The sequence below is a fragment of the Pseudomonas entomophila genome (assembly GCF_029478665.1).
GTDB lineage: Bacteria > Pseudomonadota > Gammaproteobacteria > Pseudomonadales > Pseudomonadaceae > Aquipseudomonas > Aquipseudomonas entomophila_F.
Genome location: NZ_JARPQB010000008.1, coordinates 44,900 through 70,069, shown reverse-complemented (window position 1 = coordinate 70,069; position 25,170 = coordinate 44,900). Strand labels below are relative to the sequence as shown.

Sequence of the window (25,170 nt, the reverse complement as noted above, 5' to 3'; positions counted from 1 at the left end):
AAAACCGCGAACCGTCGCTGTCGCTCCGTGTCAGAGCGTCTAGGCTGAACACTCTCCCTGCGCTTTCGCCCACTTGCCCGAGGATGCCCCATGTCCCAGGAAACCGAAGCCCGTGACGAAAAGGCCCATAGTGCAGAGGTGGCGGCTTTCCGCGCCGCCGTGCTGGCCAAGCTGACCTACGCGGTCGGCAAGGACCCGGAGCACGCCTTCGACCACGACTGGTTCGAAGCCATCGCCCTGGCCGCCCGCGATCACATGGTCGATCACTGGATGGACCACACCCGGCGGGCCTACCGACGTAGCCAGAAGCGTGTCTATTACCTCTCCCTCGAATTCCTCATCGGCCGCTTGCTGTACGACAGCCTGAGCAACCTCGGTTACCTGGAGATCGCCCGCGAGGCCCTGCAAGGGCTGGACGTGGACCTTGAGCGCATTCGCCTGCTCGAGCCCGACGCGGCGTTGGGCAACGGTGGCCTCGGCCGCCTGGCGGCGTGCTTCATGGAGAGCATGTCGACCCTGGGCATCGCCGCCCACGGCTATGGCATCCGCTACGAGCACGGCCTGTTCCGCCAGGCGGTGGTCGATGGCTGGCAGCAGGAGCAGACCGAGAACTGGCTGGATTTCGGCAACCCCTGGGAGTTCGAGCGGGCCGAAGTGATCTACCCGATCAGCTTCGGTGGCAGTGTCGAGACCGTGACCGAAGCCAGTGGCCATCAGCGTCAGGTCTGGTGGCCTGGCGAGACGGTGCGGGCGGTGGCCTACGACACGCCGGTGGTCGGCTGGCGCGGGGCCAGCGTCAACACCCTGCGCCTGTGGCGTGCCCGGGCCCTGGAAGAGTTGCATCTTGAACGCTTCAACGCCGGCGATCACTTGGGGGCGGTGGCCGAAGTGGCCCGGGCCGAGAGCATCTCGCGGGTGCTGTACCCGGCCGACAGTACCGAGGCCGGCCAGGAATTGCGCTTGCGCCAGGAGTATTTCTTCGTCTCCGCCTCGTTGCAGGACCTGCTGCGCCGCCACCTGAACATGCACGAAACCCTGATGAACCTGCCGGATGCCGCCGCGATCCAGCTCAATGACACGCACCCGTCGATCGCCGTCGCCGAACTGATGCGGCTGCTGGTCGACCAGCACGAGATTCCCTGGGACAAGGCCTGGCAATTGACCGTCGACACCCTGGCCTACACCAACCACACCCTGTTGCCCGAGGCGCTGGAAACCTGGCCGGTGGCGTTGATGGAGCGCATGCTGCCGCGGCACATGCAGATCATCTATCTGATCAACGCCTATCACATCGACTCGCTGCGCGCCAAAGGCCTGCACGACTTCGACGTGTTGCGCGCGGTATCGCTGATCGAGGAGGACAATGGCCGGCGGGTGCGCATGGGCAACCTGGCCTTCCTCGGCTCGCACAGCGTCAACGGTGTGTCGGCGCTGCACAGCAAGCTGATGAAGAGCACGGTGTTCGCCGAACTGCACAAGCTCTACCCGCAGCGGATCAACAACAAGACCAACGGCATTACCTTCCGCCGCTGGCTGTACCAGGCCAACCCGCCGCTCACCGCCATGCTGATCGAGGCTCTGGGGCCGGAGGTGCTGGACGACCCGGAAGGCAGGCTCAAGGCGCTGGTGCCGTTCGCCGACAAGGCCACCTTCCGCGCGCAGTTCGCCGCCCAGCGCCTGCACAGCAAGCGCGCCCTGGCCAGCATCATCCAGGACCGCCTGGGGGTGACGGTCAACCCCGAGGCGTTGTTCGACGTGCAGGTCAAGCGTATCCACGAGTACAAGCGCCAGTTGCTCAACCTGCTGCACACCGTGGCGCTGTACCAGGCCATCCGCAACGACCCCGGCATCGACTGGGTGCCGCGGGTGAAGCTCTTCGCCGGCAAGGCCGCGGCCAGCTATCACCAGGCCAAGCTGATCATCAAGCTGGCCAACGACATCGCCCGGGTGGTCAACAACGACCCCACCGTGCGCGGCCTGCTCAAGGTGGTGTTCCTGCCCAACTACAACGTCAGCCTGGCCGAGAGCATCATCCCGGCGGCGGACCTGTCCGAGCAGATCTCCACCGCAGGCTACGAAGCGTCTGGCACCAGCAACATGAAGTTCGGCCTCAACGGCGCGCTGACCATCGGTACGCTCGATGGCGCCAACGTCGAGATGTGCGAGCAGGTGGGGGCGGAGAACATGTTCATCTTCGGGTTGACCGCCCAGCAGGTGGAGGCGCGCAAGCGCAGCGGCGATTTTGGCGCCGCCGCGGCGATCGCCGCCTCGCACCGCCTGGGGGATGTGTTGCAGGCGATCCGCAGCGGGGTGTTCTCGCCGGACGATCCGGCGCGCTATGCCGGGTTGATCGATGGGCTGATTGCCCATGACCGCTTCCTGGTGTGCGCCGATTTCGATGCCTACTGGGATGCCCAGCGCCGGGTCGAGGAGTTGTGGCATGCGCCGCAGGAGTGGTGGCGCATGGCGGTGCTCAATACCGCGCGGATGGGCTGGTTCTCGTCGGACCGGACCATTCGCGAGTATGCGACCGAGATCTGGAAGGCTTTGGATTGAGCTGGCAGCGGTTCGCCGGCAAGGCCGGCTCCTACACGTACCCGTAGGAGCCGGCCTTGCCGGCGAACAGCGGCTACATAAGGCCCAAGCCGACCACTGACCGGCCTCTGGCTGAACTCAAGCCCGCCCGACGAGTCTCTTTGCTCGCTAGCGCTGCACTCTCCCTGTAAACTGCGGGGGTTTTTCTCCCCCTTTCCATTTCGGAGCCATACATGTCCCGCGTTACCCTGAGTCGCTATCTGATTGAGCAGACCCGCAGCAACAATACCCCTGCCGATCTGCGCTTCCTGATCGAAGTGGTGGCGCGTGCGTGCAAGGAGATCAGCCACCACGTGTCCAAGGGCGCCCTCGGCGGCGTGCTGGGCAGCATGGGCACCGAAAACGTGCAGGGCGAGGTGCAGAAGAAGCTCGACGTGATCTCCAACGACATCCTGCTCGAGGCCAACGAGTGGGGCGGCCACCTGGCCGGCATGGCGTCCGAAGAGATGGACAACGCCTACCAGATCCCGGGCAAATACCCCAAAGGCGCCTACCTGCTGGTCTTCGACCCGCTGGACGGCTCGTCGAACATCGACGTCAACGTCTCGGTCGGCACCATCTTCTCGGTACTGCGTTGCCCTAACCAGTACCTGAGCCAGAACGAAAGCCTCAACGAAGCAGCCTTCCTGCAGCCAGGCACCGAGCAGGTCGCCGCCGGCTACGCCATCTATGGCCCGCAGACCATGCTGATCCTGACCCTGGGCAACGGCGTCAAGGGCTTCACCCTGGACCGTGAACTGGGCAGCTTCGTGCTCACCCACGAAAACATCCGCGTGCCGGAAACCACCGCCGAGTTCGCTATCAACATGTCCAACCAGCGCCACTGGGAAGCCCCGGTACAGCGTTACGTGGACGAGCTGCTGGCCGGTGAGACCGGCCCGCTGAAAAAGAACTACAACATGCGCTGGATCGCCTCGATGGTGGCCGACGTGCACCGCATCCTGACCCGTGGCGGCCTGTTCATGTACCCGCGCGACGCCCGTGAGCCGAGCAAGCCGGGCAAGCTGCGCCTGATGTACGAGGCCAACCCGATGTCGTTCATCATCGAGCAGGCCGGCGGCGCCTCCACCAACGGTTACGATCGCATCCTCGACATCAAGCCGGAGAGCCTGCACCAGCGTGTGTCGGTCATCCTCGGTTCGAAGGAAGAGGTCGAGCGCGTCACCGCCTACCACAAGGAGTAAGTCATGCTCGCACCTTGGCAGCCGTTGCTGGAATGGTGGTTCGGTTGGGGCGCCAGTCCCCAGGCCGTGGCTGACGAGAAGAGCACGCTGTGGTTCGGCAAGCACCACGACGACGAGGCGCGTGAGCGCTTCGGCGACCTGTGCGCGCAAGCCCTGGCGGGCGGCCTCGATGAGTGGCAGCAGAGCCCGCAGGGCTGGCTGGGCCTGATCCTGCTGCTCGATCAGCTGCCGCGCATGCTCCACCGCGACACGCCGCTCGCCTTCGAGGGCGACCGACGCGCACAGGTCGTAGCCATGCAAGGCCTGCAGAAGGGCTGGGACCATCAACTGCTACCGATTCAGCGGGTGTTCGTGCTGCTGGTGCTGGAGCATGCCGAGGTGCTGGACTGGCAGAACCTGTGCGTCGAGCGCTATCAGGCGCTGCTGGCCGAGCAACCGGAGGCCAACCGCCGGTTGTTCGAAGGCTTCCTCGACTACGCAGAACAGCACCAGCGGGTGATTGCCCGGTTCGGCCGCTTCCCGCACCGCAACCTGGTGCTGGGGCGGCCGAGCACCAGTGAGGAGATGGACTTCTTGCTGGAGCCTGGTTCGAGATTCTGAATAGCCGGGCCTGCTGCGCAGGCCTTTCGCGGCACGAGGCCGCTCCTACAGAGGCATGCGATCCCCTGTAGGAGCGGCCTTGTGCCGCGAAAGGGCCGCAGAGCGGCCCCCGGGGCTTTCAAATCAGATCCTGAAGCTACCCACCAGATGCTTCAACCGCTCGACCTGATGTTCCAGGTCGGTGCAGGCACGCAAGGTGCTCTGCAGGTTGTGCACCCCTTCCTGGTTCAACGTATTGATCTCGTTGATGTCGACATTGATCGACTCGACCACGGCCGTCTGCTCTTCAGTGGCGGTGGCCACCGACTGGTTCATGCCATCGATTTCGCCGATGCGCTGGGTGACGCTGCCCAGGCGCTCGCCGGCCTGGTTGGCGATGCCCACGCTGCGGTCGCTGTGCGCCTGGCTTTGGTTCATGGTGCTGACCGCCACCTGGGCGCCGGCCTGCAGTTCCTCGATCAGGCGCTGCACTTGCTGCGCCGAATCCTGGGTGCGGTGGGCCAGGTTGCGCACCTCGTCCGCCACCACGGCGAAGCCACGGCCGGCCTCACCGGCGCGGGCAGCCTCGATCGCGGCGTTGAGCGCCAGCAGGTTGGTCTGCTGCGAGATGCCGCTGATCACATCGAGGATCTGGCCGATGTTCGCCGTGTGGTTGTTCAGGGTCTCGATATTGCTGCTGGCGTCGCTGATGCGCGCCGACAGCTGGTTCATCACGTCGATGGTCTCGCCGACCACCTGCTGGCCTTCCTCGGCCAGGCCACGGGCGGCGCTGGAGTGCTGCGAGGCGAGGGCGGCGTTCTGGGCGATTTCCTGGGCGGCGGCACCCAGCTGGTTGATCGCCGCGGCCACGCTGCTGGTGCGGCTCGACTGCTGGTCGGCGTTGTGGATCGAGGCGTTGGAGGCGTTGACCACCTGGCCGGCCACGGCATTCACCTGGCCGGTGGCCGAGGCCACTTCACGGATCGATTCGTGGATCCGCTCGACGAAACGGTTGAACGACTGCGCCAGGCTACCGAACTCGTCCTGGGCATGGATGTTCAGGCGCCGGGTCAGGTCGCCTTCGCCTTCGGCGATGTCGCGCATGGCGCGGCCCATGATGTGCAGCGGCTCCATCAGCACGCGGATCAGCAGGCCCAACAGGGCGATGATCACCACCACGGCGATCAGCGTCGCCACCACCGCCGAGGTGCGCAGCTCACCAAGCATGGCGAAGGCCGCGTCCTGGTCCAGCACCAGCGCAACGTACCAGTCTGCCGACGGCACGCCATCGACATGGGTGAAGCTGATGAACTGCTTGCGGCCGTCGACTTCGACTTCTTTCAGGCCGCTGCCGATGCGCAGGGCGCTGCCGGGATAGACATCGGCCAAGGTCTTGAGCGCCAGCTCGGCTTTGGGGTGGATGAGCACCTTGCCTTCGCCGTTGACGATGAAGGCATGCCCGCGGCCGCCAAAGTCCAGGGTGTTGATCAGGTTGCTGATGGTCTGCAGGTCGGTGTCGACGCCGCTTACGCCGATCATGCGCCCGCCCTGTTGCACGGGGGTGGCGAGGGTGATCACCAGCTTGCCGGCCGAGACCGAGATGTAGGGTTCGGTGACGATGGTCTGGCCCGCCGCGCTGGCCGCCTTGTACCAGCCGCGCACACGCGGGTCGTAGTCGGCGGCGCGGTTGCCCACCGGTACCGACTGCATGCTGCCGTCCTGGCCACCGAAGTAGGTGAGGATGAAGTTGCTGCCATACACCGGCAGCGCCAGGATGCGATCGAGGCTGTTCTTGCCCGGGCCGTCGACGGCGACCTGCTGGGCCACCGAGTTGACCAGCTGGATGCGGCTGTCGAGCCAGGTGCGGATGTTGCCGGCGGTGAGGTTGCCCAGTGACTGCAACGTCGATTCGGTGTCGCTGCGCAGCGACTGGCGCTGTCGGTAGTCGTTGAACAGGACGAAGCAGGTGAAGGCGACGGCCACCACCAGGGCGGCGGCCAGCAGGATCTTGTGGCTGAACTTGAGGTTCTTGGTCATTTTTTTTGAAGTCTGCGCACGGGCACGAAGGAGGGGTGGGTGCGGCAAAAGGCCACACCACGGCTCTGTGTCGGTACGCCGGGATAAAACATTAATCGTTTGCGCGCCAGGCGACCAACGGCGCACAACGAAACCTCGACGGGCAGGGAACCGAGCAGCCATTTTCCCTTCTAAGCTCCCTGCAGGCCCTCGTACCTGTGTACCTATCTCCAGGAGTGTCCCTTCATGTCGTTGCGTTCCCTCGCCCTGTTGTCCTTGTGCGTCGTCCTGACCGCCTGCAGCAAGATCAACCAGGAAAACTATTCCAAGCTCAAGGCCGGCATGAACAAGGCCGAGGTCGAGCAGTTGCTCGGTACGCCGAAGGAGTGTTCCGGCGCGCTGGGCATGAGCAGCTGCACCTGGGGTGACGAGAAGAGCTTCATCAGCGTGCAGTACGCTGCCGACAAGGTCCTGATGTATTCCGGTCAGGGGCTCAAATGAGGCGCCTGCACCTGCTGTTGGGGGTTTGCCTGGTGATGCTGCTGGGTGGCTGCGCCACCTCGGCCACCGACCCACTGGCACCGAAGACCGCAGGTGCGGTCGATCTGAAGCGTTACCAGGGCAAGTGGTTCGAGCTGGCGCGTCTGCCGATGAAGTACCAGGACGGCTGCGCCCAGTCCGAGGCCCACTACAACCTCAAGCCAGACGGCAGCGTGGGCGTGCTCAACCGTTGCCGCACGCTGGGTGATGAATGGTTGCGCGCCGAGGGGCATGCCACGCCGCAGCAACCGGGGCACACCGACAAACTGTGGGTGGAGTTCGACAACTGGTTCACCCGGCTGGTGCCTGGCGTGGCCAAGGGCGCCTACTGGATTCTCTACGTGGATGATCGCTACCGCACGGCGATCGTCGGCAGCCCGGACCGCAAGTACCTGTGGATACTTTCGCGCACGCCGTCGTTGCCGGCCTGGGAGCGGGAGAACCTGCTGGCCAGGGCGCGGCAGCAGGGTTTCGACACCAGTCGGTTGATCTGGCGTTCGCCGGACAAGGATATCGTCGCTCGGCATTGAGGCCGTGAGGCTGCTTGCATTGCAGGGAGCGGCTTTAGCCGCGAACCCCGGCAAGGCCGGGGCTGCACCGCGTTGTTTGCATCGCGGCTGAAGCCGCTCCTACAGCGGTATGTGCTCAGGCCAGCAGTTGGCGCAGCACCTCGACGAACGCCACTGCGCTTTCTTCCTCCTGGTCATGCCGGCCCTGGCGCACCACCCACTGGCCGTTGACCATCACATCGCGCACTTGGCGGTCGCCACCGGCGAACAGCCAGCGGTTCAGGATGGCATCGCCTTCGGCCACCGCCAGGTACGGATCCTGCCCATCGAGCACTAGCCAATCGGCCCGCTTGCCCACCGCCAGTTCGCCGATCGGCTGCCCCAGTGCCTGGGCGCCACCCACCAGCGCGGCGTCGTACAGGGTTCGCCCGACCATCGGCTGGTCCGTGCGATACAACCGGTTGCGCCGTTGGTCGCGCAGGCGCTGGCCGTATTCCAGCCAGCGCAGTTCCTCGACCACGCTCAGCGACACATGGCTGTCCGAGCCGATGCCCATCCGCCCGTTCTGGGCCAGGAAATCCACGGCCGGGAAGATGCCATCGCCCAGGTTCGCCTCGGTGGTCAGGCACAGCCCTGCCACCGCGCCACTGCGGGCCATGGCGGTGACTTCGTCGGCTTCGGCGTGGGTAGCGTGGACCAGGCACCAGCGTTCATCCACATCGACGTGCTCGTATAGCCATTGCAACGGGCGGCGACCGCTCCAGGCCAGGCAGTCGTCGACTTCCTTCTGCTGTTCAGCGATGTGGATATGGATCGGGCAAACCTTGTCGCTGGCGCCCAGCACATCGGCGATCTGCCCTGGGGTGACGGCGCGCAAGGAGTGGAAGCACAACCCCAGTTGCTGCGCCGGCTGTCGCGCCAGCAGCGGGGCAAGCTGTTGCTGCAGTTGCAGGTACTGTTCGGTCGAGTTGATGAAGCGGCGCTGCCCCTCATTGGGGGCCTGCCCGCCAAAGCCCGAATGGCTGTAGAGCACCGGCAGCAGGGTCAGGCCGATGCCGCTGGCCGCCGCGGCGGCGCTGATGCGCCGGGACAGCTCGGCCGGGTCGGCGTATCGCTGGCCGGCCTGGTCGTGGTGCACGTAGTGGAATTCCGCCACCGAGGTGTAGCCGGCCTTGAGCATCTCGATGTAGAGCTGACGGGCGATGACTTGCAACTGCTCGGGGGTGATGCGCCCGACCAGGCGATACATGAGGTCGCGCCAGGTCCAGAAACTGTCGTTGGGGTTGCCGGCCACTTCCGCCAGCCCCGCCATGGCCCGCTGGAACGCATGCGAGTGCAGGTTCGGCATGCCCGGCAGCAACGGGCCGGCCAGGCGCTCGGCGCCCTCGGCGTCGGCATCGGCCATGATCGCGGCCAGCCGGCCATCGGCGGCGACCTCCAGGCGGACATTGCGGGCCCAGCCCGTGGGTAGCAGGGCACGTTCGGCGAAATAGGCTGGCATCGGTGAAATCCTGTTATTGTTCAACTTGTATATACATATACAGCCGTTTGCCTGCCGGGTAAACTCCGGCAAGCTACCGTTCACTCCAACCGTACAAGGACTCAACGCCGTGCCGACACTTCCTGTCTCCGCGCTGGTTGCCCAGATGGGCGAAGGGCCGGCGCCGCTCTACGCCCGGGTGAAACAGATGATCATCCAGCAGATCGAGAGCGGCAGCTGGCCGCCTCATCATCGGGTGCCTTCCGAGAGCGAACTGGTCAACGAGCTGGGTTTCAGCCGCATGACCATCAACCGCGCCCTGCGCGAGCTGACCGCCGAGGGCCTGCTGGTGCGCATGCAGGGCGTCGGCACCTTCGTCGCCGAGCCCAAGACCCGCTCGGCGCTGTTCGAGGTCAACAACATCGCCGACGAGATCGCCGGCCGTGGCCACCAGCATAGCTGCCAGGTGATCAAGCTCGCCGAGGAAGCGGCCGGCTCCGAGCGCGCCCTGGCCCTGGACATGCGCGAAGGCCAGCGGGTGTTCCACTCGCTGATCGTGCACTACGAGAACGGCGTGCCGGTGCAGATCGAGGACCGCTACGTCAACGCGGCCATCGCCCCGGACTACCTCCAGCAGGACTTCACCCGGCAGACGCCCTATGCCTACCTGTCGCAGGTCGCGCCGCTCACCGAAGGCGAGCACGTGGTCGAGGCCATCCTCGCCGAGCCTGAAGAATGCAAGCTGTTGCAGATCGAGCGGGGCGAGCCCTGCCTGTTGATCCGCCGCCGCACCTGGTCGGGCCGCCAGCCGGTGACCGCCGCGCGCCTGATCCACCCCGGTTCCCGTCATCGCCTTGAAGGACGATTCAGCAAATGAGCCAGCTGCAGCTGTTGCGCGCCCACGACTATCCGCGCATGCCCTGGAAGAACGGTGGTGGTTTCACCGAAGAGATCACCCGTGACGCCGGCGACAGCCTGGACGGTTTCGGCTGGCGCCTGTCGATCGCCGATATCGAGGAGTCCGGTGGCTTTTCCACCTTTGCTGGCTATCAGCGGATCATCACCGTGTTGCAGGGCGATGGCATGCGCCTGCTGGTCGACGGCCAGGCCAGCCGGCCGCTGCTGCCGTTCGATGCGTTCGCCTTCAGTGGCGAGAGCCAGGTCAGCTGCAAGCTGCTGGGCGGGGCGATTCGCGATTTCAACCTGATCTATGCGCCGCAGCGGTATCAGGCACGCTTGCAGTGGTTCGATGGCTCCAGCCGGTTGTTCAGTTCGGCGTCGACGGTGTTGCTGTTTGCCGCCAGCAATCATGTCGAGGTGGCACTGGCTGGGCAGGGCATGCAGCAGCTCGGGCGGTATGACTGCCTGCGGATCGATGGCAACGAGGGGTTGCTGGAGCTGGATGTGCAGGGGCGGTTCTGCCTGATCGAGCTGGTGGCTCGCTGAATTCGTAATCTGTGAACTGGGGCTGCTGCGCAGCCCTTTCGCGGCACAAGGCCGCTCCTACAGGTCATGCGCAATCCTGTAGGAGCGGCCTTGTGCCGCGAAAGGGTCGCGTAGCGGCCCCTTTTCATTTTTCATCCGAGGAACGGTCGGTCTTTTTTGGTTGCCTATGCTTGTACATACAAGTAAAGATGTGTTTGTATAGTCGCCACGACACACACATGCCGTCGGATGACCGCAGAGGACCTTTCCCGTGACTGACAACAACAAATACCGTGACGTAGAAATCCGCGCCCCGCGTGGCAACAAGCTGACCGCCAAGAGCTGGCTGACCGAAGCCCCGCTGCGCATGCTGATGAACAACCTCGACCCGCAGGTCGCCGAGAACCCCAAAGAGCTGGTGGTGTACGGCGGCATTGGCCGCGCCGCGCGCAACTGGGAGTGCTACGACAAGATCGTCGAGACCCTGACCCGCCTGGAAGACGACGAAACCTTGCTGGTGCAGTCGGGCAAGCCGGTCGGCGTGTTCAAGACCCACAGCAACGCCCCGCGCGTGCTGATCGCCAACTCCAACCTGGTGCCGCACTGGGCCAACTGGGAACACTTCAACGAACTGGACGCCAAAGGCCTGGCCATGTACGGCCAGATGACCGCCGGCAGCTGGATCTACATCGGCAGCCAGGGCATCGTCCAGGGCACCTACGAAACCTTCGTCGAGGCCGGCCGCCAGCACTACAACGGCAGCCTGAAAGGCAAGTGGGTACTGACCGCGGGCCTGGGCGGCATGGGCGGCGCCCAGCCACTGGCCGCAACGCTTGCCGGCGCCTGCTCGCTGAACATCGAATGCCAGCAGAGCCGCATCGATTTCCGCCTGGAAACCCGCTACGTCGATGAGCAGGCCAAGGACCTGGACGACGCCCTGGCGCGCATCGCCAAGTACACCGCCGAAGGCAAGGCCATCTCCATCGCCCTGCACGGCAACGCCGCCGAAATCCTGCCGGAACTGGTCAAGCGTGGTGTGCGCCCGGACATGGTCACCGACCAGACCAGCGCCCACGACCCGCTCAACGGCTACCTGCCGGCCGGCTGGACCTGGGAGCAGTACCGCGACCGCGCCCAGACCGACCCGGCTGCCGTGGTCAAAGCCGCCAAGCAGTCCATGGCCGTGCACGTCAAAGCCATGCTCGACTTCCAGAAACAGGGCATCCCGACCTTCGACTACGGCAACAACATCCGCCAGATGGCCAAGGAAGAGGGCGTGGCCAATGCCTTCGACTTCCCGGGCTTCGTGCCGGCGTACATCCGCCCGCTGTTCTGCCGCGGTGTCGGCCCGTTCCGCTGGGCCGCGCTGTCCGGCGACGCAGAAGACATCTACAAGACCGACGCCAAGGTCAAGGAACTGATCCCGGACGACGCCCACCTGCACCGCTGGCTGGACATGGCCCGCGAGCGCATCAGCTTCCAGGGCCTGCCGGCACGTATCTGCTGGGTTGGCCTGGGCCTGCGTGCCAAGCTGGGCCTGGCGTTCAACGAAATGGTGCGCAGCGGCGAGCTGTCGGCACCGGTCGTGATCGGCCGTGACCACCTGGACTCGGGCTCGGTGTCCAGCCCCAACCGTGAGACCGAAGCCATGCGCGACGGCTCCGACGCCGTCTCCGACTGGCCGCTGCTCAACGCCCTGCTCAACACCGCAGGCGGCGCCACCTGGGTTTCGCTGCACCACGGCGGTGGCGTGGGCATGGGCTTCTCCCAGCACTCGGGCATGGTCATCGTCTGCGACGGTACCGACGAAGCCGCCGAGCGTATCGCCCGCGTGCTGACCAACGACCCGGGGACTGGCGTGATGCGCCACGCCGATGCCGGTTACCAGATCGCCATCGACTGTGCCAAGGAGCAGGGCCTGGACCTGCCAATGATCACCGGCTGATCGCCGCGCTTTGGATCGCACCCTGCAAGGGTGATACTGAACAACAAGAAGGGGCCCCGTGCGGCCCCATGCGATTGGAGTAGCGAAGTGACCGAATTGACCCTCAAGCCCGGCACCCTGACCCTGGCCCAGCTGCGCGCCATCCACGCCGCGCCCGTGCGTCTGCAACTGGATGCCAGCGCCGCGCCGGCCATCGACGCCAGCGTCGCCTGCGTCGAGCAGATCATCGCCGAGGACCGCACCGCCTACGGCATCAACACCGGTTTCGGCCTGCTGGCCTCGACCCGCATCGCCAGCCACGACCTGGAGAACCTGCAGCGTTCGCTGGTGCTGTCCCACGCCGCCGGTATCGGCGCACCGCTGGACGACAGCCTGGTGCGCCTGATCATGGTGCTCAAGATCAACAGCCTCAGCCGTGGCTTCTCCGGCATCCGTCGCAAAGTGATCGACGCGCTGATCGCCCTGGTCAACGCCGAAGTCTACCCACACATCCCGCTCAAGGGCTCGGTCGGCGCCTCCGGCGACCTGGCGCCGCTGGCGCACATGTCGCTGGTACTGCTGGGCGAAGGCAAGGCCCGCTACAAGGGCCAGTGGCTGTCGGCTACCGAAGCCCTGGCCGTTGCCGGCCTGGAGCCGCTGACCCTGGCCGCCAAAGAGGGCCTGGCCCTGCTCAATGGCACCCAGGCGTCCACCGCCTATGCCCTGCGCGGCCTGTTCCAGGCCGAAGACCTGTACGCCGCGGCCATCGCCTGTGGCGGCCTGAGCGTCGAGGCGGCGCTGGGTTCGCGCTCGCCGTTCGATGCGCGCATCCATGCCGTGCGCGGCCAGCGTGGCCAGATTGACACCGCCGCCTGCTTCCGCGACCTGCTGGGCGATTCCAGCGAAGTGTCGCTGTCGCACAAGAACTGCGACAAGGTCCAGGACCCGTACTCCCTGCGCTGCCAGCCGCAAGTGATGGGCGCCTGCCTCACGCAGATCCGCCAGGCCGCGGAGGTGCTGGGCATCGAAGCCAACGCCGTGTCGGACAACCCGCTGGTGTTCGCCGCTGAGGGCGACGTGATCTCTGGCGGCAACTTCCACGCCGAACCCGTGGCCATGGCCGCCGACAACCTCGCCCTGGCGATCGCCGAGATCGGTTCGCTGAGCGAACGCCGCATCTCGCTGATGATGGACAAGCATATGTCCCAGCTGCCGCCGTTCCTGGTGGAGAACGGTGGGGTCAACTCCGGCTTCATGATCGCCCAGGTCACCGCTGCCGCGCTGGCCAGCGAGAACAAGGCGCTGTCGCACCCGCACAGCGTCGACAGCCTGCCGACCTCGGCCAACCAGGAAGACCACGTGTCGATGGCCCCGGCCGCCGGCAAGCGCCTGTGGGAAATGGCCGAGAATACCCGTGGCGTGCTGGCCATCGAATGGCTGGGCGCCTGCCAGGGCCTGGACCTGCGCAAGGGGCTGAAGACCTCGGTCAAGCTGGAGCAGGCGCGCCAGGCGCTGCGCCGCGAAGTGCCGCACTATGACCGCGACCGCTTCTTCGCGCCGGACATCGAGGCGGCTTCCACGCTGCTGGCCAACGGCACCTTGACTGGCCTGCTTCCGGCTGGGGTCCTGCCTAGCCTGTAATGCCGCTGGGGCCGCTCTGCGGCCCATTCGCCGGCAAGGCCGGCCCCTACAAAGGTATGTGCCTTGCCTGTAGGAGCCGGCCTTGCCGGCGAATGGGCTGCGCAGCAGCCCCAATCCGACCTCACGACCAGAACAACAATAAGGACGTGACATGCAACAAGCTCAAGGTCTCAAGCGCGGGCTATCGGCCCGGCATATCCGTTTCATGGCGCTCGGTTCGGCAATCGGTACCGGGCTTTTCTACGGCTCCGCCTCGGCCATCCAGATGGCCGGCCCGGCCGTGTTGCTGGCCTACCTGATCGGTGGCGCCGCGGTGTTCATGGTGATGCGCGCCCTCGGCGAAATGGCCGTGCACAACCCTGTGGCCGGCTCCTTCGGCCACTACGCCAGCACCTACCTCGGCCCCATGGCCGGCTTCATCCTCGGTTGGACCTACGCCTTCGAGATGGTCATCGTCGCCATCGCCGACGTGACGGCCTTCGGTATCTACATGGGCTTCTGGTTCCCCGAGGTCGCCCGCTGGATCTGGGTGCTCGGCATCGTGTTCCTGATCGGCGGCCTGAACCTGTGCAACGTCCGGGTCTTCGGCGAGATGGAGTTCTGGCTGTCGCTGCTCAAGGTCGGCGCCATCGTCGCGATGATCCTCGCCGGCCTGGGTATCATGGCCTTCGGCTTCAGCCAGGTGGGTACCGGGCACGCGGTCGGGGTGAGCAACCTGTTCGAGCATGGCGGCTTCATGCCCAATGGCGTCAGTGGCCTGATCGCTTCGTTCGCGGTGGTGATGTTCGCCTTTGGCGGCATCGAGATCATCGGCGTCACCGCCGGTGAGGCGAAGGACCCTCAGCGGGTGATCCCCAAGGCGATCAACGCCGTGCCGCTGCGCATCCTGCTGTTCTACGTGCTCACCCTGTTCGTGCTGATGTGCCTGTACCCGTGGCCGCAGATCGGCAGCCAGGGCAGCCCGTTCGTGCAGATCTTCAGCAACCTGGGCATCGGCTCCGCCGCGGCCGTGCTCAATATCGTGGTGATCTCGGCGGCGATTTCGGCCATCAACAGTGACATCTTTGGTGCTGGCCGCATGATGTACGGCCTGGCCCAGCATGGCCAGGCGCCGCGTGGTTTCGGCAAGCTGTCGAAGCACGGTGTGCCGTGGATGACCGTGGTGGTGATGGGCGCGGCGCTGCTGATCGGCGTGCTGCTCAACTACCTGATCCCGGAGAACGTGTTCCTGCTGATCGCTTCGATCGCCACCTTCGCCACCGTGTGGGTGTGGCTGATGATCCTGGTCACCCAGGTCGCCATGCGCCGCAGCATGAGCCGCGAAGAGGTCGCCCAACTCAAGTTCCCGGTACCGTTCTGGCCTTATGGGCCGGCCCTTGCCATCGCGTTCATGGTGTTCATCTTCGGTGTGCTCGGCTACTTCCCCGACACCCAGGCGGCATTGATCGTCGGGGTGATCTGGGTGGTGTTCCTGGTGGCCTCCTACCTTCTGTGGTGCAAGCCACGCGCGGGCCGTGGCGAGCCGGCCCGGGAGCCGGTCGAGCTGCAACGTTGAAGCTTACAAGGAGAACCTGATGAGAACCCTCTGGCAGCACTGCCACGCCGCGACCATGACTGACGGTCGTTACTCGGCCATCGAGGACGCGGCGATTGTCACCAGCGCGGGCCTGATCGAGTGGATCGGCCCCCGCGATGAGGTGCCGCCGGTCGCGGCCGACCGCGTCGTCGACCTGGGCGGCGCCTGGGTCACCCCCGGGCTGATCGATTGCCACACCCACGCGGTGTTCGGTGGCAACCGCAGCGGCGAGTTCGAGCAGCGCCTGCAGGGCGTCAGCTATGCCGAGATCGCCGCCCAGGGTGGCGGTATCGCCAGCACCGTGCGGGCGACCCGCGCGGCCAGCGAGGACGCGCTGTTCGCCAGTGCCCGCCAGCGGGTCCAGGCGCTGATGCGCGACGGCGTGACCACCCTGGAGATCAAGTCGGGTTATGGCCTGGACCTCGAGAGCGAGCGCAAGATGCTGCGCGTGGCCAGGCGCCTGGGCGAGGAGCTGCCGGTGACCGTGCGCAGCACCTGCCTGGCCGCCCATGCCCTGCCGCCGGAGTACGCTGGTCGGGCCGACGACTACATTGCCCACATCTGCGACGAAATGCTCCCGGCGCTGGCCGCCGAGGGCTTGGTGGATGCGGTGGATGCCTTCTGCGAACACCTGGCGTTTTCTCCGGCCCAGGTCGAGCGGCTGTTCATCAAGGCCCGTGAGCTGGGCCTGCCGGTCAAGCTGCATGCCGAGCAACTGTCGTCACTGCACGGTTCCAGCCTGGCAGCGAGCTACCAGGCGCTGTCGGCCGACCACCTGGAATTCATGACTGAAGAGGACGCCATCGCCATGGCCAAGGCCGGCACGGTCGCCGTGCTGCTGCCGGGCGCGTTCTACTTCCTGCGCGAAACCCAGCTGCCGCCGATGGATGCCTTGCGCCGGCATGGGGTGAAGATCGCCCTGGCCAGCGACCTCAACCCCGGCACCTCGCCAGGGCTGTCGCTGCGCCTGATGCTGAACATGGGCTGCACCTGTTTCCGCATGACCCCGGAAGAAGCCCTGGCCGGCGTCACCGTGCACGCCGCCGCGGCGCTGGGCCTGGGCAGCAGCCATGGATCGCTGGAAGTGGGCAAGGTTGCCGACTTCATCGCCTGGCAGATCGAGCGCCCCGCCGACCTCAGCTACTGGCTCGGCGGCGACCTGCCCAAGCGCGTGGTGCGCCTGGGCCATGAAATATCCAACTGAGCGAGGGCACATGGACAAGGTATTGAGTTTTCACCAGGGCCGCCTGCCGTTGCTGATCAGCATGCCCCACGCCGGGTTGAATTTGACTGCCGCCGTGCGCGATGGCCTGGTCGAGCCGGCGCGCAGCCTGCCGGACACCGACTGGCACATCCCGCGTCTGTACGACTTCGCCCGTGAACTGGGCGCCAGCGTGGTGGCGGCGGAGTACTCGCGGTTCGTCATCGACCTGAACCGGCCGGATGACGACAAGCCGCTGTATGTCGGTGCCACCACCGGCCTGTATCCGGCGACGTTGTTCGATGGTGAGCCGCTGTTCAAGGACGGCCAGGTACCGACCGCCGACGAACGGGCAACGTACCTGGAGGGGATCTGGCGGCCGTATCACGACACGATTCGTCGTGAACTCGCGCGGATGCGTGAAGAGTTTGGTTATGCGTTGTTGTGGGATGCCCACTCGATCCGTTCGCTGATCCCGCACTTGTTCGACGGCAAGCTGCCGGACTTCAACCTGGGCACTTTCAATGGTGCCAGTTGCGATCCGCAGTTGGCCGAGCGGCTGCTGGGTGTTTGCGCCGAGTTCCCGGCTTACAGCCATGTGCTCAACGGGCGTTTCAAGGGTGGGCATATCACCCGCCATTACGGTGATCCGGCCAACCAGATCCATGCGGTGCAACTGGAGCTGGGGCAGTGCACCTATATGAATGAGGTGGAGCCGTTCGGCTATCGCGAAGATTTGGCTCAGCCGACGCAGGTGGTACTCAAGCGCTTGTTGGAGACTGTGCTGGCGTGGGGCGAGGAGCGGTACCGGGGTGGTTCGCGAGGGTAGGGCTGTAGACCGCGTCAGGGCTTGCAGGTGTTCGCCGCAGGGTTTGTGGCGCCTGTGAGATCGAGCGCCGCCCGCGCGGCGCATCGCGGATGAATCCGCTCCTACATCGGTTGCAACGTGCCGTACCTGCAAGGCCCTGGTTGCCAGCCTTGGCGCATGGCTTGAGTCGGGCGAGGCGGCGGTAGCTCCAGCCGAAAACCGCGCGTCGTACAAACAAGACGGTCCCGGTGCTCTTTCAGGCATAACTGGCCCGAAACAAACGTAGGAGCGGATTTATCCGCGATGCGCCGCGCGGGCGGCGCTCGATCTCGAGGGCGCTGAGGGGCCCTCGTCGAACACCTGCCAGCCCTGATGCAATCTCAACCCATGCCCTCCCGGGTATCACGCTCCACCGGTGCCTCCCATCGCCAGCAAGCCCAGAACCCCGACGATTTACACGGACACATGCTCTTCGCGCAATTCAGGTTTATGATGCCCAACGGCAGATAAAAACCTCACACGGAGTGCGCAATGCAGACCCTCTACCCGCAGATCAAACCCTACGCCCGGCACGATCTGGCCGTGGAAGCGCCGCATGTGCTGTATGTCGATGAAAGCGGCTCGCCGGAAGGTCTGCCCGTGGTGTTCATCCACGGCGGCCCGGGCGCCGGCTGTGACGCGCAAAGCCGCTGCTACTTCGACCCCAATCTGTACCGCATCATCACCTTCGACCAGCGCGGTTGTGGCCGCTCCACGCCCCACGCGAGCCTGGAGAACAACACCACCTGGCACCTGGTCGAAGACCTGGAGCGTATTCGCGAGCACCTGGGCATCGAAAAATGGGTGCTGTTCGGCGGCTCGTGGGGTTCGACGCTGGCCCTGGCCTACGCCCAGACCCACCCCGAGCGCGTGCATGGCCTGATCCTGCGCGGCATCTTCCTGTGCCGCCCGCAGGAAATCAGCTGGTTCTACCAAGAGGGCGCCAGCCGCCTGTTCCCCGACTACTGGCAGGACTACATCGCGCCGATCCCGCCGGAGGAGCGCGGCGACCTGGTCAAGGCCTTCCACAAGCGCCTGACCGGCAACGACCAGATCGCCCAGATGCATGCCGCCAAGGCCTGGTCCACCTGGGAGGGCCGCACCGCGACCCTGCGCCCCAACCCGCTGGTGGTCGACCGCTTCTCCGAGCCGCAGCGCGCGCTGTCGATTGCCCGCATCGAATGCCACTATTTCACCAACAACGCCTTCCTCGAGCAGGATCAGCTGATCCGCGACATGCCGAAGATCGCCCACCTGCCGGCGGTGATCGTGCATGGCCGCTACGACGTGATCTGCCCGCTGGACAACGCCTGGGAACTGCACCAGGCCTGGCCGAACAGTGAGCTGAAGGTGATCCGCGACGCCGGTCACGCCGCCTCCGAGCCGGGTATCACCGACGCCCTGGTGCGTGCCGCCGACCAGATGGCCCGCCGCCTGCTCGACCTGCCCCTGGAAGAAGCATGAAGGGGTTGATCCAGCGCGTTCGCGGCGCGCGGGTGGAAGTGGCGGGGGAGATCGTCGGCGCCATCGACAACGGGTTGCTGGCGCTGGTGGCGGTCGAGCCTGACGATACGCCCGAGCATGCCGACAAGCTGTTGCACAAACTGCTGAACTACCGGGTGTTCAGCGACGAGCAAGGCAAAATGAACCGCTCGCTCAAGGACATCGGCGGTGGCCTGCTGCTGGTGTCGCAGTTCACCTTGGCCGCCGACACCCGCAACGGCATGCGCCCGAGCTTCTCGACGGCGGCGCCACCGGCGCTCGGAGCCGAGCTTTTCGACTATCTGCTGCAGCGAGCGCAGGGCCAGCACCCGGATGTGGCCAGCGGTCGCTTCGGTGCAGACATGCAGGTGCATCTGGTCAATGATGGCCCGGTAACATTTATGTTACAAATATGAGGTCAAAAAACCCTTTGTTTGTCGAAAAACAAGGGGTTTTGTACGATAAATAGTTTGTCCAGCCTGATGCGTTGTAACGCGTCCTGCTGGATAATCGCGCGCTGCATGGACCTGCGTTCGCAGGTTCGTTTCACTTTGACTCGAGCATTGTCAGGATCCGTTTGGGGAATCATTACGCCCTCACGGGGTCCGAACAGTGCTCGCCAACCCGGCATTGGTCGCTGGCCGTTGGTTTCATGATCTGTTTTCGGCGAGGATTGCTCGTGATTGTAAGCCCCTGTATTGCACCTAGAATCCCCGGTACCCGGCTGCGCAAGGCCATGCTGGCCGGCGTGGCGCTGGTCGGCCTGTTGAGCGCGGGCCAGTTGTGGGCATTCAATCTTGACGATGTTGCAGCCAAGGCAAAGGATCTGGCCGGCCAGAAGTACGAGGCACCGAAGAGCAACCTGCCTCCGGTGTTCCGCGACATGAAGTACGCCGACTACCAGAAGATCCGCTTCCTGCAGGAAAAGGCCGAGTGGGCCAAGGACAAGACGCCGTTCAAGCTCTCGTTCTACCACCAGGGCATGCACTTCGACACGCCGGTGACGATCAACGAGATCACCGCCAACAAGGTCGAAGAAATCAAGTACGACCCGAGCCGTTTCGAGTTCGGCGACGTGCCGCATGACGCCGACGCCACCAAGAACCTCGGCTACGCCGGTTTCCGCGTGCTCTACCCGATCAACAAGGCCGACAAGCAGGACGAGATCATGACCCTGCTTGGCGCCAGCTACTTCCGCGTGGTCGGCAAGGGCCACCGCTATGGCCTGTCGGCCCGTGGCCTGGCCATCGACACCGCGCTGCCGTCCGGCGAAGAGTTCCCACGCTTCCGCGAGTTCTGGATCGAGAAGCCCAAGCCGAAAGACAAGCACCTGGTGATCTACGCGCTGCTCGACTCGCCGCGTTCCACCGGTGCCTACAAGCTCACCCTGCGTCCGGGCGAGGACACCCTGGTCGACGTCAAGTCGCGCGTGTACCTGCGTGACAACGTCAGCCGCCTGGGTATCGCCCCGCTGACCAGCATGTACCTGTTCGGCCCCAACCAGCCGTCGAAAGTCATGAACTACCGCCCGGCCCTGCACGATTCCGAAGGCCTGTCGATCCATGCCGGCAACGGCGAGTGGCTGTGGCGCCCGCTGAACAACCCGAAACACCTGGCCGTGAGCAACTTCAGCGTGGAGAACCCGCGTGGTTTCGGCCTGCTGCAGCGCCAGCGCGACTTCAGCGACTATGAAGACCTCGACGACGAATACGAGAAGCGCCCAAGCACCTGGATCGAACCGAAAGGCGACTGGGGCAAGGGTACCGTCGATCTGGTCGAGATCCCGACCGCCGACGAGACCAACGACAATATCGTGGCGTTCTGGAGCCCGGAAAAGCTGCCGGAAGTGGGCAAGCCGTTCGAGTACGACTACCGCCTGCGCTGGACCATCAAGGAAGACCAGCTGCACTCGCCTGAGCTGGGCTGGGTCAAGCAGACCCTGCGTTCCACCGGTGACGTCAAGCAGTCCAACCTGATCCGCCAGGCCGACGGTACCGTCGCCTTCCTGGTCGACTTCATCGGCCCGAACCTGGCCACCCTGCCGGCGGACACCGCCGTGCGCAGCCAGGTCAGCGTCGGCGACAACGCCGAAGTGGTCGAGAACAACCTGCGCTACAACCCGGAAACCAAGGGCTGGCGCCTGACCCTGCGCCTGAAGGTGCAGGATCCGAAGAAAGCCACCGAGATGCGTGCCGCGCTGCTGCACGACGTACCGGTCGAGGCGCCGAAACCCGCCAAGGACAGCAAGCAGGACAAGGCCGCGGCCAAGCATGCCCACGCCAAGGCCGAAAAAGCCAAGGCCGAGCAGCCTGCCGAGCAACCCGCCGCCGACGCGGCATCCACCAACGGGACCCCGGCCACCACCGAGAAAGTGCTGACCGAGACCTGGAGCTATCAGTTGCCTGCCGATGAGTAACTCAAGCGCAAGGCCGGAATCGCTGAGCGAGTACCTGGCCCACCTCCCCCTGAGCGACGAGCAGCGCGCGGAACTCGCCCGCTGCACCTCGTTCAGCGAGCTGCACCAACACCTGGCGGCCCAACCGGCCGCCAGCACCACCGAGGCCGCCCAGGCCTCGGTGGGCCCGCGTCTCACCGTCGGCAGCGCCGCCGAGCTGGAGGAGGCCGAGATGCTCGGCGTCGACGCCAGCGGGCGGCTGTGCCTGAAGATCGCCCCGCCGATCAAGCGCACCAAGGTCGTCCCCGAACCGTGGCGCACCAACGTGCTGATTCGCATGTGGCGGCGCATGACCGGCCGCACCAACGCCCCGCAGCCGCCCAAGCGCGAGCTGCCGCCGGCGCGCTGGCGCACGGTCGGTTCGATCCGCCGCTACATCCTGCTCACCCTGATGATCGGCCAGACCCTGGTCGCCGGCTGGTACATGAAGGGCATCCTGCCGTACCAGGGCTGGTCGTTCGTCGACTTCGACGAAATCGTCCACCAGCCGCTCTGGGACACGGTGGTGCAGGTCTGGCCCTATGCCTTGCAGACCTCCATCCTGGTGCTCTTTGGCATCCTCTTCTGCTGGGTGTCGGCGGGCTTCTGGACCGCGCTGATGGGCTTCCTCGAACTGCTCACCGGGCGTGACAAGTACAAAATTTCCGGCAGCAGCGCCGGCAACGAGCCGATCGCCCCCGAAGCGCGCACCGCGCTGGTGATGCCGATCTGTAACGAAGACGTGCCGCGCGTGTTCGCCGGCCTGCGCGCGACGTTCGAGTCGGTGGCCGCCAGCGGCAACCTCGACCGTTTCGATTTCTTCGTGCTCAGCGACACCAACGACACCGACATCGCCGTCGCCGAACAGCAGGCCTGGCTGGACGTGTGCCGCGAGGCGAAAGGCTTCGGCCGCATCTTCTACCGCCGCCGTCGCCGCCGCGTGAAGCGCAAGAGCGGCAACCTCGACGACTTCTGCCGTCGCTGGGGTGGCGAGTACAAGTACATGGTCGTGCTCGACGCCGACAGCGTCATGAGCGGCGAGTGCCTGAGCAGCCTGGTGCGCCTGATGGAGGCCAACCCGGACGCCGGCATCATCCAGACCGGGCCCAAGGCCTCGGGCATGGACACCCTGTATGCGCGCCTGCAACAGTTCGCCACCCGCGTGTACGGCCCGCTGTTCACCGCCGGCCTGCACTTCTGGCAGCTGGGCGAGTCGCATTACTGGGGCCACAACGCGATCATCCGCATGAAGCCGTTCATCGAGCACTGCGCCCTGGCGCCGTTGCCGGGCAAGGGCGCCTTCGCCGGTGCGATCCTCTCCCACGACTTCGTCGAAGCCGCGCTGATGCGCCGTGCCGGCTGGGGCGTGTGGATCGCCTACGACCTGCCGGGCAGCTATGAAGAGTTGCCGCCCAACCTGCTCGACGAACTCAAGCGTGACCGTCGCTGGTGCCACGGCAACCTGATGAACTTCCGCCTGTTCCTGGTCAAGGGCATGCACCCGGTACACCGCGCGGTGTTCCTCACCGGGGTGATGTCGTACCTGTCGGCACCGCTGTGGTTCCTGTTCCTGGTGCTGTCGACGGCGCTGCTGGCGACCAACACGCTGATGGAGCCGCAGTACTTCATCGAGCCGTTCCAGCTCTATCCGCTTTGGCCGCAGTGGCACCCGGAGAAGGCCATCGCGCTGTTCTCCACCACCATCGTGCTGCTGTTCCTGCCCAAGCTGCTCAGCGTCATCCTGATCTGGGCCAAGGGCGCCACCGAGTTTGGCGGGCGCATCAAGGTCACCCTGTCGATGTTGCTGGAGATGCTGTTCTCCATGCTGCTGGCGCCGGTGCGGATGATCTTCCACACCCGCTTCGTGCTGGCCGCGTTCCTCGGCTGGGCGGCGACCTGGAATTCGCCGCAGCGTGACGACGACTCCACGCCATGGAGCGAGGCGGTGCGCCGCCATGGTCCGCAGACTCTGCTGGGCATTGCCTGGGCGAGCCTGGTGGCCTGGCTGAACCCGAGCTTCCTGTGGTGGCTGGCGCCGATCGTCGGTTCGCTGGTGCTGTCGATCCCTGTTTCGGTGATCTCCAGCCGCGTGCGCCTGGGCCTGGCGGCCAGGGACGAGAAGCTGTTCCTCATCCCCGAGGAGTACGCCACCCCGCCCGAGCTGCTGGCCACCGACCAGTACACCCACGAGAACCGCTGGCATGCCCTGCACGATGGTTTCGTGCGTGCCGTGGTCGACCCACGCCAGAACGCCCTGGCCTGCGCCATGGCCACCGCGCGTCACGGCCAGGCCGCACCGATCGAGGCGCTGCGCGCGGAACGCGTTGCCAAGGCGCTGGAAGTCGGCCCGAAAGGCCTGGACGGCAACACCCGTCTGGCCCTGCTGAGCGATCCGGTGGCGCTGTCGCGCCTGCACGAACGGGTCTGGGCCGAGCACAACGCGGCCTGGATCGATGTGTGGCGTGCGTCGATCGACAACGATCCGCACTCGCCGTTGTTGCCGCTGCATCCGGAGAACGTGGCTCAGCCAGCCCTGGCTTGAGTCTGATCCCTCCCATTCGCCGGCAAGCCGGCTCCTACAGGTTCATTCTCGACCTCGTAGGGGCCGGCTTGCCGGCGAACAGGGGCAATACCCCCGCCTTCTTATTGTTTTTTTGGCCAACAAAGTCCCCCCCGGCTCTAGGTCCCAGCCCACGCATGCGTTAGCATCCCACCCGACATAACGCATCGGTCTGTCAGGCCATGCTTACAAGAACAAATCGTGTACTTCTTGCTAGGGGACTTGGTGATGATGAAGAAATACCTGTCGCGACTGCTGGTCGGTGCGACCGCCCTCATCGCGGTAACCGCCGCCCAGGCCGGCGCCATCGACGACGCGGTCAAGCGCGGCACCCTGCGTGTGGGCATGGACCCGACCTACATGCCGTTCGAGATGACCAACAAGCGCGGCGAGATCATCGGCTTCGAAGTCGACATTCTCAAGGCGATGGCCAAGTCCATGGGCGTCAAGCTGGAGACCGTCTCCACCGCCTACGACGGCATCATCCCGGCCCTGCTGACCGACAAGTTCGACTTCATCGGCAGCGGCATGACCCTCACCCAAGAGCGCAACCTGCGCCTGAACTTCAGCGAACCCTTCATCGTCGTCGGCCAGACCCTGCTGATCCGCAAGGAGCTGGTGGGCGAGATCAAGTCGTACAAGGACCTGAACAACGAGAAGTACCGCATCACCTCCAAGCTGGGCACCACCGGCGAGATGGTTTCCAAGAAGCTGATCGGCAAGGCCAAGTACCACGGCTACGACAACGAGCAGGAAGCGGTGATGGATGTGGTCAACGGCAAGGCCGACGCCTTCGTCTATGACGCGCCGTACAACGTGGTGGCGGTGGAGAAGGCCGGTGCCGGCAAGCTGGCGTTCCTGGAAGAACCCTTCACCTACGAGCCGCTGGCCTTCGGCCTGAAGAAAGGCGACTACGACAGCATCAACTTCATCAACAACTTCCTGCACCAGATCAAGCATGACGGGACCTACGATCGTATCCACGACAAGTGGTTCAAGAACAAGGACTGGCTGAAGGAAATGGAATAAGGCCCGGGCCACAAGCCCAGGCTCAGACCCTGACGCGCAGGTGGCGCCGAGGGTGGCAGGTCGAGGACAGCGGATGCTTTCGCTGGCCTCATCACGGGTAAACCCGCTCCCACAGGTGTCGCCAAACCCTGTAGGAGCGGGTTTACCC

General features: G+C 65.2%; 19 protein-coding genes and 1 pseudogene. 17 read left to right on the top strand and 3 right to left on the bottom strand.

Annotated elements, in window-relative coordinates; genetic code table 11:
- Nucleotides 1–90 precede the first annotated feature (90 nt).
- The 3 genes from P5705_RS05900 to P5705_RS05890 all read left to right on the top strand — a co-directional run bounded on the left by P5705_RS05900 (nucleotide 91) and on the right by P5705_RS05890 (nucleotide 4,379).
- The gene (locus tag P5705_RS05900) at nucleotides 91–2,556 is read left to right on the top strand and encodes a glycogen/starch/alpha-glucan phosphorylase (protein ID WP_277459958.1); all 2,466 of its coding nucleotides are present in this window, start codon (nucleotides 91–93) and stop codon (nucleotides 2,554–2,556) included.
- Between the two features lie 212 nt (nucleotides 2,557–2,768).
- Entirely contained in the window at nucleotides 2,769–3,779 is a 1,011-nt protein-coding gene (locus P5705_RS05895) for a class 1 fructose-bisphosphatase (RefSeq protein WP_277459957.1), read from the top strand.
- Between the two features lie 3 nt (nucleotides 3,780–3,782).
- Nucleotides 3,783–4,379: a DUF924 family protein gene (locus tag P5705_RS05890; protein ID WP_011536095.1), complete on the top strand. Its 597-nt coding sequence runs from the start codon at nucleotides 3,783–3,785 to the stop codon at nucleotides 4,377–4,379.
- Between the two features lie 123 nt (nucleotides 4,380–4,502).
- Here the strand turns inward: P5705_RS05890 and P5705_RS26340 are convergent, their stop codons facing one another.
- A complete protein-coding gene (locus P5705_RS26340; RefSeq protein ID WP_431196926.1) occupies nucleotides 4,503–5,228 on the bottom strand; it encodes a methyl-accepting chemotaxis protein in 726 nt (241 codons plus the stop codon).
- A 129-nt stretch (nucleotides 5,229–5,357) separates the two neighbouring features.
- Nucleotides 5,358–6,395 (bottom strand): annotated as a pseudogene (locus tag P5705_RS26335) (HAMP domain-containing protein); the annotation flags it as partial.
- Between the two features lie 225 nt (nucleotides 6,396–6,620).
- Between P5705_RS26335 and bamE the strand changes: the two are divergent.
- Complete coding sequence (gene bamE / locus P5705_RS05880) at nucleotides 6,621–6,875, top strand: outer membrane protein assembly factor BamE domain-containing protein (RefSeq protein ID WP_011536093.1); 255 nt, start codon at nucleotides 6,621–6,623, stop codon at nucleotides 6,873–6,875.
- Nucleotides 6,872–7,444, top strand: a complete 573-nt coding sequence (locus tag P5705_RS05875) for a lipocalin family protein (protein WP_213658655.1) — start codon at nucleotides 6,872–6,874, stop codon at nucleotides 7,442–7,444. Before bamE ends, P5705_RS05875 begins: the two co-directional genes overlap by 4 nt.
- 115 nt (nucleotides 7,445–7,559) lie before the next feature.
- On the opposite strand, the gene P5705_RS05870 is transcribed toward P5705_RS05875, so the two are convergent.
- Nucleotides 7,560–8,924: a formimidoylglutamate deiminase gene (locus P5705_RS05870; protein WP_277459955.1), complete on the bottom strand. Its 1,365-nt coding sequence runs from the start codon at nucleotides 8,922–8,924 to the stop codon at nucleotides 7,560–7,562.
- Between the two features lie 145 nt (nucleotides 8,925–9,069).
- On the opposite strand from P5705_RS05870, the gene hutC reads away from it, so the two are divergent.
- The 12 genes from hutC to P5705_RS05810 all read left to right on the top strand — a co-directional run bounded on the left by hutC (nucleotide 9,070) and on the right by P5705_RS05810 (nucleotide 25,022).
- A complete protein-coding gene (gene hutC / locus P5705_RS05865; protein ID WP_277460004.1) occupies nucleotides 9,070–9,780 on the top strand; it encodes a histidine utilization repressor in 711 nt (236 codons plus the stop codon).
- Nucleotides 9,777–10,349 carry a HutD/Ves family protein gene (locus tag P5705_RS05860; protein ID WP_277459954.1) on the top strand — a complete coding sequence of 191 codons (573 nt, stop codon included), beginning with the start codon at nucleotides 9,777–9,779 and terminating at the stop codon, nucleotides 10,347–10,349. Before hutC ends, P5705_RS05860 begins: the two co-directional genes overlap by 4 nt.
- Before the next feature lie 250 nt (nucleotides 10,350–10,599).
- Nucleotides 10,600–12,273 (top strand): urocanate hydratase, encoded by a 1,674-nt coding sequence (gene hutU, locus P5705_RS05855; protein ID WP_028688392.1) that lies wholly within the window; start codon nucleotides 10,600–10,602, stop codon nucleotides 12,271–12,273.
- Nucleotides 12,274–12,360: 87 nt separating this feature from the next.
- Entirely contained in the window at nucleotides 12,361–13,893 is a 1,533-nt protein-coding gene (hutH, locus tag P5705_RS05850) for a histidine ammonia-lyase (protein WP_277459953.1), read from the top strand.
- Between the two features lie 151 nt (nucleotides 13,894–14,044).
- Nucleotides 14,045–15,448, top strand: coding sequence for an amino acid permease (locus P5705_RS05845; RefSeq protein ID WP_277459952.1), 1,404 nt, complete (start codon nucleotides 14,045–14,047; stop codon nucleotides 15,446–15,448).
- Between the two features lie 19 nt (nucleotides 15,449–15,467).
- Entirely contained in the window at nucleotides 15,468–16,673 is a 1,206-nt protein-coding gene (gene hutI, locus P5705_RS05840; RefSeq protein WP_277459951.1) for an imidazolonepropionase, read from the top strand.
- 10 nt (nucleotides 16,674–16,683) lie between these two features.
- Complete coding sequence (hutG, locus tag P5705_RS05835; RefSeq protein WP_277459950.1) at nucleotides 16,684–17,499, top strand: N-formylglutamate deformylase; 816 nt, start codon at nucleotides 16,684–16,686, stop codon at nucleotides 17,497–17,499.
- Between the two features lie 510 nt (nucleotides 17,500–18,009).
- A complete protein-coding gene (pip, locus tag P5705_RS05830) occupies nucleotides 18,010–18,981 on the top strand; it encodes a prolyl aminopeptidase (protein ID WP_011536083.1) in 972 nt (323 codons plus the stop codon).
- Nucleotides 18,978–19,415, top strand: coding sequence for a D-aminoacyl-tRNA deacylase (gene dtd, locus P5705_RS05825; protein ID WP_277459949.1), 438 nt, complete (start codon nucleotides 18,978–18,980; stop codon nucleotides 19,413–19,415). Before pip ends, dtd begins: the two co-directional genes overlap by 4 nt.
- A 263-nt stretch (nucleotides 19,416–19,678) precedes the next feature.
- Nucleotides 19,679–21,415: a glucan biosynthesis protein G gene (locus P5705_RS05820; RefSeq protein ID WP_277459948.1), complete on the top strand. Its 1,737-nt coding sequence runs from the start codon at nucleotides 19,679–19,681 to the stop codon at nucleotides 21,413–21,415.
- Entirely contained in the window at nucleotides 21,408–23,975 is a 2,568-nt protein-coding gene (gene mdoH, locus P5705_RS05815; RefSeq protein WP_277459947.1) for a glucans biosynthesis glucosyltransferase MdoH, read from the top strand. Before P5705_RS05820 ends, mdoH begins: the two co-directional genes overlap by 8 nt.
- A gap of 249 nt (nucleotides 23,976–24,224) precedes the next feature.
- On the top strand, nucleotides 24,225–25,022 hold the full coding sequence (locus tag P5705_RS05810; protein WP_044488904.1) for a transporter substrate-binding domain-containing protein: 798 nt from the start codon (nucleotides 24,225–24,227) through the stop codon (nucleotides 25,020–25,022).
- The last annotated feature ends 148 nt before the right edge of the window (nucleotides 25,023–25,170 follow it).